At 55.9% G+C, this 8,574-nt stretch carries 7 protein-coding genes and 1 pseudogene; 6 read left to right on the forward strand and 2 right to left on the reverse strand.

Going from position 1 to position 8,574, the window contains the following annotated elements:
- The first annotated feature begins 124 nt into the window (after positions 1-124).
- Both L691_RS0110955 and L691_RS0110960 read left to right on the forward strand, forming a co-directional pair.
- On the forward strand, positions 125-1,828 hold the full coding sequence (locus L691_RS0110955; protein WP_025690548.1) for a glutamine--tRNA ligase/YqeY domain fusion protein: 1,704 nt from the start codon (positions 125-127) through the stop codon (positions 1,826-1,828).
- Positions 1,829-1,933: 105 nt separating this feature from the next.
- Positions 1,934-2,368 (forward strand): SRPBCC family protein, encoded by a 435-nt coding sequence (locus L691_RS0110960; RefSeq protein ID WP_051459349.1) that lies wholly within the window; start codon positions 1,934-1,936, stop codon positions 2,366-2,368.
- 10 nt (positions 2,369-2,378) lie between these two features.
- Here L691_RS0110960 and L691_RS0110965 read toward each other — a convergent pair whose 3' ends face one another.
- A complete protein-coding gene (locus L691_RS0110965; protein ID WP_025690552.1) occupies positions 2,379-3,602 on the reverse strand; it encodes an MFS transporter in 1,224 nt (407 codons plus the stop codon).
- A gap of 190 nt (positions 3,603-3,792) precedes the next feature.
- Between L691_RS0110965 and mobA the strand changes: the two genes are divergently transcribed.
- Genes mobA through L691_RS0110985 form a run of 4 tightly spaced genes read left to right on the forward strand, consistent with a single transcriptional unit; the run spans position 3,793 to position 8,135 of the window.
- Positions 3,793-4,434: a molybdenum cofactor guanylyltransferase gene (gene mobA, locus L691_RS0110970; RefSeq protein WP_025690553.1), complete on the forward strand. Its 642-nt coding sequence runs from the start codon at positions 3,793-3,795 to the stop codon at positions 4,432-4,434.
- Between the two features lie 59 nt (positions 4,435-4,493).
- Positions 4,494-6,356 carry an ABC transporter ATP-binding protein gene (locus L691_RS0110975; RefSeq protein ID WP_025690554.1) on the forward strand — a complete coding sequence of 621 codons (1,863 nt, stop codon included), beginning with the start codon at positions 4,494-4,496 and terminating at the stop codon, positions 6,354-6,356.
- Positions 6,286-6,960: a response regulator transcription factor gene (locus tag L691_RS0110980; protein WP_025690556.1), complete on the forward strand. Its 675-nt coding sequence runs from the start codon at positions 6,286-6,288 to the stop codon at positions 6,958-6,960. Before L691_RS0110975 ends, L691_RS0110980 begins: the two co-directional genes overlap by 71 nt.
- A complete protein-coding gene (locus L691_RS0110985; RefSeq protein WP_025690557.1) occupies positions 6,957-8,135 on the forward strand; it encodes a sensor histidine kinase in 1,179 nt (392 codons plus the stop codon). Before L691_RS0110980 ends, L691_RS0110985 begins: the two co-directional genes overlap by 4 nt.
- Before the next feature lie 81 nt (positions 8,136-8,216).
- Here L691_RS0110985 and L691_RS32715 read toward each other — a convergent pair.
- A pseudogene (locus L691_RS32715) lies at positions 8,217-8,574 on the reverse strand (PLP-dependent aminotransferase family protein); the annotation flags it as partial.

Raw genomic sequence — 8,574 nt, forward strand, 5'->3', positions numbered from 1 at the left:
GCCCCCCTTCATGCGTAAGCTAAGTGGGGGAGAGTTTACCAATCCCGGCGTAACGGGTATATTAAGAGGAAACATGTTCATACAAGAACAAGGACAAGAATTATAGAATGAAAGGTTGATTGCTGTGGAGAACCGAAGCACCCCCTCCAATTTCATTAAAAATGTCATTACCGAAGATCTCCGCTCCGGCAAAGTGAATGAAGTCGTCACCCGGTTCCCTCCGGAACCGAACGGCTATCTCCACATCGGACATGCCAAGGCGATTTGGATCAATTTCACGCTGGCCGACGAGTTCGGCGGCAAGACGAACCTGCGGTTTGACGACACGAATCCGCTGAAGGAAGATACGGAGTATGTCAAATCGATCGAGGAAGATGTGAAATGGCTTGGTTATGATTGGGAGAATCTGCGCTTCGCCTCCGACTATTTCGGAGAGATGTACGAGCGGGCGGAGCTATTAATTAACAAGGGCAAGGCTTACGTCGACGATCTCAGTGCGGACCAAATCCGCGAGCTTCGCGGCACGCTGACCGAACCGGGGAAGAACAGCCCGTACCGCGACCGCAGCGTTGAAGAGAATCTCGATCTATTCCGCCGTATGCGTGCTGGCGAGTTCAAGGATGGCGAAAAGGTGCTGCGCGCCAAGATCGATATGGCTTCGCCCAACATCAATCTGCGCGACCCGGTCATTTACCGCATTGCCCATGCCCATCACCACAATACGGGCGACAAATGGTGCATTTACCCGATGTACGCGTACGCGCATCCGATTGAGGATGCCATCGAGTACGTGACGCATTCCCTCTGTTCCCTGGAGTTCGAGGATCAGCGCCCGTTCTATGACTGGGTTATCGCTGAATGCGAAATGCCTGCCTCGCCGCATCAATATGAATTCGGCCGCCTGAATCTGGCGCAGACCGTAACGAGCAAGCGGAAGCTAAAGCTGCTGGTGGATGAAGGGCATGTCGACGGCTGGGACGACCCGCGGATGCCGACGATTTCTGGTCTCCGCCGCCGCGGGTACACGCCGGAAGCGATCCGCGCCTTTGTATACGAGACCGGCATCTCCAAAAGCCAAGGATTGGTCGATCTGCAAATGCTGGAGCATTTTATCCGCGAGGATCTGAAGCTGAAGGCGCCACGCACGATGGCGGTGCTTCGTCCGCTTAAGGTCGTCATTACCAACTATCCGGAAGGACAGGTCGAATGGCTTGAAGCGGAGAATAATAGTGAGAACGAGGAAATGGGCAGCCGGCAAATTCCGTTCTCCGGCGAGATTTACATTGAACGTGATGATTTTATGGAAAATCCGCCGAGCAAATATTTCCGATTGTTCCCGGGCAATGAGGTGCGCCTGAAGCATGCCTATTTCATCAAGTGCAACGAAGTAATCAAGGATGAGAACGGCGAAGTGACCGAGCTGCACTGCACCTATGATCCGGAAACGAAGAGCGGCAGCGGCTTTACCGGCCGTAAGGTGAAAGGAACGCTCCACTGGGTGGAGGCGGGCCACGCCGCCGGGGCGGAATTCCGCCTGTATGAACCGCTGATTCAGGCGGAGGAAACGGAAAGTGAAGGGGAAGCCGAAGAACATGAAGCCGCTGATAAAGCGGCAGGGGCCTTCCTTGACCAATTGAACCCGAAATCGCTTGAAATCCTGCACGGCTTTGTAGAGCCTGAGCTCAAGGACAGTAAACCGCAGGACAAGTTCCAATTTTTCCGGCATGGTTACTTTAACGTGGACAGCCGGTACTCCGAGCCTGGCAAGCCTGTCTTCAACCTGATCGTTTCGCTCAAGAGCTCGTATCAGCCGCCGAAGCAGGGCTAAAGTTCAGATCATAAGAGAAACGGCTGCCGCCCGAAAGCGTGTCAGCCGTTTTTTTGCAATCCAAAGGGTTAAATCGTTCAATAACTTGAGAGGAATGAGGATTCGATGGCTTTTTCTTTGAAAGTGGAGCGGCAGATGGATGCAGCGCCTGAAGTTCTTTTTCAAGCGTGGACCAGGCAGTTCGACCGTTGGTTTGCAGCCCCTGGTTCGGTGATCATGCAGGGTCAAGTCAATACCGTCTTCTTTTTTGAGACCACTTCCCCCGGCGGGACGGACGGCGTGGAGCGGAGGCATCCCCACTACGGCCGGTTTCTTAGGCTCGAACAAAACCGTCTTGTTGAACTGACATGGGTTACGGGAGAAGGGGGAACCGGGGGAGCCGAGACTATTGTGACGGTCGAGCTGGTTCCCCGGAACAGCGGGACGCTGCTAAGTCTTACACATACGGGATTTTATAATGAGGATTCCAGAAACGCGCACGAGCAGGCATGGCCTTTCGTCTTGGAGCAGCTGGATAAAAAAATGACGGGAAATTTTTAATAAATGCAAGCTAAACGCTGCCCTCTTCAAGTTCATCATGGATCGCCGCGGTAGGCCGATAACCGCCTCTGTTGACAAAAAGCCACATTCCTCCGTACCCCAGCGCGCCGATGAGCGACAGGAAGACACAGAATTCGTACATGCTCTGAGCACCGAGATACTGAAACAGCCATCCGCCAAGAATACCGCCGATCATGCCCGAAATTCCGCCCCAGGACAAGGTATAGAGAGACTGCCCGCAGGAGCGGTACGGTGCAGGAATGAGCAGCATCGTCAACTCTGTCCCTACGTAGAAGAAGCCGCCGAACGTTACGGAATGTAAAATTTGAATAAAGGCCACCTCAAGCGGAAGCGTTGCCTGAGACATCAGCCACCACCGCAGCACGAACAGAACGCTGACCAGCGCCAGCCAGCCGACGAGAACGGAGATTTTACGCCGCAAATAGCGTTTGCACAGCAAGAACACCCCCGCTTCAAGGATGGAGGACAGGAACACGGCCAGGCCGATTATCGTCTTGGAGCCGCCCATATCATTGATATACAGCGACATGAACGTATTATTTATAGTGTTCGGAATGGCTACCAGCATGCCGAAAAAGATAAAGAACAGGAAATAAGGATTCCTGAACAGCAGGCCGAACCCTCTAAGCGGCAAAGGCGCTGGTCCGATTGAGCTGCGCAGCTTAGGCATGGCGGCGAGCGATACGATGGATAAGCCCAGCAGGACCGCGAACAGGTAGGGCAGCACCGAGACGCCGCTATACTGAATAACCGGGCCCGCGGCTATAGCCGTCAGCGCCCAGCCAAGCGATCCGAAGAGACGAAAGGAGCCAAAGCGTAGAGGCGTTCCCTCAATATAGCTTAAGACGAGCGTATTGCTCTGCGCGAACAGCGGGGTCTGGCAGAAATAGAACAGAATTATCGCAGTATAGACCGTTTCATATGTATTTGCCTGAAAAATAATCTGGGAGAACAAAAGCGTCCCTGCCAGCATCAGCAATACGACGGCTCTGTTATTCTGATATCGGCCGGTCCATATTCCCCAGAACGGGTTGGCGAAGACCGACACGAGCGGTCCGATCGACATTAAGACACCGATTTCCAACTTGTTCATCCCTACGTCCTGCAGATAAAGCTGAAAGAAACTGGTGAATAGAACCATTGTTCCGTATACGAAAAAGTTGAACCATTTCAAGGATGTGAAGGTTGATGGATTTCCAGTATTCTTCCGCAACTTGGGTGCTCTCCTCCCGTAAATGCCGTGTATGATAAATAAGAGCCGGTCATAGCCGCTGTTATCATCGTAACATTTGTTGAAAAGGTTGTACAAACCAGCATTTTCTCATTTTGCTAAATCTATAGGATTTTAAGGATTATGCTTCCATTTAGTAAGATACTTTTGTCCAAAAAAAGGCGGTGACGTTATGCATATTGCCGGTATTCTGATCGCCGGAGGGCGCTCCAGACGGATGGGCGCCGATAAGTCTCTTTTGGAATTCGGAGGCATTCCCGCTATTGCCCGGGTTGCCGCTGCGCTCGGTGAAGTCGCGGAGCCGGTCACGATCGCCTGCGGGCCGGAGGAGCGGGAGGGTTACCGCTTCCTGGGGCTTCCGCAGGCCGTAGACCGCTTCCCGGGCTGCGGTCCGCTGGCGGGGCTTCATGCGGGAATGACCGCGTCGGACGCGGAATGGTATTTGACCGCCCCCTGCGATTTGCCGTTCGCCTCTGCGGCGTTTATGCGGTACATTGTGGACGCTTTGAAGCGGGACGAAGAGCGTATGGACGCTGATTCAGCGGAGCAAGGCTCCGGGCCGCTTGTTGTGGTTCCGGTATCACAATCAGGCAAAGCGCAGCCGCTGCTGGGGCTGTACCACAAGGATACTCTTCCCGGCTTGGAAAATGCCCTGCTGCATGGAAGGTTAAAGGTCATGGAATGGCTGGGAAGCCTGGAGGTTCTGTATGTTCCGGAGGCAGGCTTTGCGGGCGCCTTGGATGGTGGGCCATCCCCGCTGCTTAATATCAATACTCCGGAGGATTATCGTGAGACCGCAGAGTGGCGAGTTTAACTTCTGTTTACAAAGAGGGAGTATTTTGTGATTATTCGCCAAGAAGGGAAGGATTATCAATGACAACCTCAACGAAGTCAACGGGCGGAAATAATCTCCGTTCATTTCTGAAATTGCTTAAGGAAACGAAGCCGCCGTTTAGTCTGCTTGCCCTGGCTATTACGCTCAGCGTAATTTCCACGCTGGTGTCGCTGGTCATCCCGATGTTTACCAAAGGGCTGGTGGACGGTTTTTCACTGTCTTCCATAAGCCGGCTGCAGATCGCCGGAATCGCTGGCGCTTTCATCGCCCAGACCGCCGCCGCGGGCATATCGGTCTACCTGCTGAACTATGCGGGCCAGAAAATGGTTGCCGGCTTAAGGGAACGTCTGTGGCGGAAGCTTCTTCTTCTGCCCATCTCCTATTATAACGACATCCGGACAGGTGAAAGTGTCAGCCGGATGACAAGCGATACGGGGATTATCAAGACGCTGGTCGCGGAGAATGTCTCGAGCCTGTTCACCGGCATCATTTCCATTGTCGGTTCGATCTCGGTGCTCTTTTATCTGAATTGGAAAATGACGCTGGTTCTGTTCACCGTGCTGCCCCTTTCGGCGCTTGTCCTTGTGCCGCTTGGCCGGATGATGTACAAGATTTCCAAAGGCATGCAGGATGAGACGGCTTCCTTTACGGCGGTGCTCAGCGGCGTGCTGTCGGAAATCCGGCTCGTCAAAGCGTCCGGAGCGGAACGCCGGGAATACGAATCCGGCAAGAAAGTTATTATGAACCTGCTCTCTTACGGCATACGCGAAGGCAAGGCCAGCGCATGGATCACTCCGCTTGTCTCGCTCATATTCATGATGCTGCTGGTGGTCATTATCGGCTACGGCGGGCTGCAGGTGTCCAGCGGCGCGCTGACGGCGGGAGAACTGGTCGCTTTTATCCTCTATCTGATCCAGATCATTATGCCGCTGACCCAACTGACCACCTTCTTCACCCAAATTCAGAAGTCCATGGGCGCTTCGGAGCGGCTGATGGAGATGCTGATGCATGAAGAAGAGAATTACGAGGGGGAAGAGATGGCCGGAGGGTCGCGGCTGCCGATTACGCTTGAAAATGTCTCCTTCGGATACAAGGCGGGAGAGCCCGTACTGAACAAGGTAAGCTGCTCCATAACACCGGGAGAGGTGACGGCGATTGTCGGCCCAAGCGGCGGCGGCAAGACGACGCTGTTCTCCCTGCTTGAACGCTTCTATGAGCCGCAGGAAGGCGTAATCCGGCTCGGCGGCAAGCCGATTTCCAATTTCTCGCTGTCCTCCTGGCGTGGAGGAATCGGCTACGTCTCCCAGGAAAGCCCGCTGCTGGCCGGAACGATTGCGGACAATCTCCGCTACGGGCTGGACCGGGAGGTTGATTTGGCGGAAATGCGGCAGGCGGCGGCGATGGCGTATGCCGACACCTTCATCGACGAGCTGCCGGATGGTTACGACACTGAAGTCGGCGAGCGAGGCGTGAAGCTGTCAGGCGGACAGCGGCAGCGGATTGCGATTGCCCGGGCGCTGCTAAGAGATCCGAAAATCCTGATGCTGGACGAAGCCACCTCAAGTCTGGACAGCAAATCCGAAGCGGTCGTGCAGAAGGCGCTGTCCAATCTGATGAAAGGGCGGACGACTATCGTCATCGCGCATCGGCTGTCCACGGTGGTGAATGCCGACCAGATTCTTTTTATGGAAAAGGGCGAGATTACCGGCAGGGGAAGACACGAAGAACTGCTGCGGGAGCACAGCCTCTATCGCGAATTTGCGCAGCAGCAGCTTCAGACGGTCAGTACGGAATCACAGGAACACGGCGAAGGGGAGGAGAGTGCCGGACATGGCCAAAATACTGGTGGTGGACGACGACCCGCACATCCGCGAGTTGGTAGCCATATTTTTGAAAGCTGAAGGCATGGAAGTGTACGAGGCTTCCGATGGGAAAGCAGCGCTGGATTTTCTCGCGGAGCATACCGCTGACATGGTGATTCTTGATATCATGATGCCGCACCTTGACGGCTGGCAGCTCTGCCGCGAACTGCGGAAGGATTACGATTTTCCGCTGCTCATGCTCACGGCCAAAGGCGAAACGTCGCAGATTGTGAAGGGCTTCGAGCTTGGGACCGACGATTATCTCGTCAAACCGTTTGAGCCGCCCGTGCTGATCGCCCGCGTCAAGGCGCTGCTGAAAAGGTATCAAATTTCCGCCGCTCAGAGTGTAACCGTCGGTAGGCTGAAGATGAACCGCAGAACCTACGAGATTCAATCCGATGACGGCGATCTGGCGCTGCCGCTGAAAGAGTACGAGCTGCTGTTCAGGCTGGCGAGTTACCCCGGACAGACGCTGCCGCGCGAGCGGCTGATCGAGGAGATCTGGGGCTATGACTTTGAGGGGAATGAACGCACGCTGGATGTGCATATCAATCGGCTGCGCGAACGCTTCCCGAGCGAGCGGTACGGATTCACCATCCGCACCGTGCGCGGTCTCGGCTACCGGCTGGAGAGTGCGGAATGAAGGGGCGGCAGCGAGCGTCAGAGCGGGCGGCGGTTCCCGAGCGGGCGGTGCGGAATCGCCGTACGCGCCGGGAGCGGTCCCGGCAGCAGGCCGGAGGGTGCGGGAAGAAGCGGCTTGGGAGAGCTGTCCGGGGACTGCTCGGAATGCTGGCTGGCTTTTCGGCCCTCATCATCTCGTGGACGGCTTCCTACTTTATCTTGAGAGTGCTGTTCGAAAAGTTTGGTAGTCCGTCATCCGCCTATGTGTCGCAGCTGCTGGGCATGCTGCTCGGATTTCTTATTCTGTTCAGCATTGGCGGACTGATCTCCCTGATTACGTACGGGAAGCAGAACAAATTTTATACTCCGATTCTGAATGCCGTCCGGCGGATTTCCAAAGGGGATTTTACGGCCCAGGTGGAAGATGTCGAACGTTACGGCCGAATGGGTGAACTCGTGGAAGGAATCAATGAAATGGCCAGCGAGCTGAGCCGGATGGAGACGATGCGGCAGGACTTCATCTCGAATGTGTCGCATGAGATTCAGTCGCCGCTCACTTCCATTCGCGGCTTCGCCCGCGCGCTGCGCCGCGAAGATCTCAGCCGGGAGACCCGGGAGCACTACTTGGATATTATCGAGACCGAGAGCGCCCGGCTGTCGGGCCTTAGCGATAGTCTGCTCAAGCTGTCGGTGCTGGAGTCCGGCAGCTTTCCGTTAGAAGCGAAGCCCTACCGTCTTGATAAGCAGCTCCGGAACATCCTGCTGGCCTGCGAGCCGCAGTGGATGGGCAAAGGAATCGAAGTGGAGGCGGAGCTTGCTGAAATAACAGTGACAGGGGCCGCAGACCTGCTCAGCCAGGTCTGGAACAACCTCCTGCATAACAGCATCAAGTTTACTCCGCCGGGCGGGAAGCTCATGATAACGGCGCGCTTGATTGGAACGGAAGCGGAGGTTGTTGTCTCTGATACCGGAGCGGGCATCTCCAGGGAGGATCTGCCCCGCATCTTCGAGCGGTTCTACAAGGCGGACAAGGCGAGAGGCGCGGGTGCCGGAGGCAGCGGACTCGGGCTGTCGCTGGTGAAGAAGATCGTCGATCTTCACCTTGGGGCAGTCCGAGCGGAGAGCCGCCTTGGCGAGGGGACAGAGATTATCGTGACGCTGCCGCTGTCAATGAAGGAAGAACGGAAGCGGGAGTAACACCGGTACAAAATGCTGCTGCGGTGAATGATATAGCCGCAGAAGTCCGGGCCTGGGCAGGTTCCGGCTGATCTCCCGGTCTCAGGACAGCCGGCCCATCCGGCGGACAAGCTCCGCCAGCTTGGCAATCCCTTGTTCCAGCCCGGACGGGGGGGCATAGGCGTAAGAAAGGCGCAGATGCCTTGCGTCCGAACAGTCGTACAGATCGCCGGTATTCAGCAGCAGCCCTTCCGCAAGCGCCGCGCGGAACAGCTTCGGCAGCGGGAGGGACTTGCTCAGACGCAGCCATACATAGAAGCCGCCGGAAGGCGTGCTCCACTCCGCCAGTCCGGCAAAATGACGCTCCAGCAGCTCCAGCATCAGATCACGGCGCTGGCGCAGCATGAGACGGAGGGCGCCTGTATGCCGTTCGTGGCAGCCGTCCTCCAGCCACTTGGCG

It is taken from the genome of Paenibacillus zanthoxyli JH29 (assembly GCF_000520715.1).
Taxonomy (GTDB): Bacteria; Bacillota; Bacilli; order Paenibacillales; family Paenibacillaceae; genus Paenibacillus_AQ; species Paenibacillus_AQ zanthoxyli.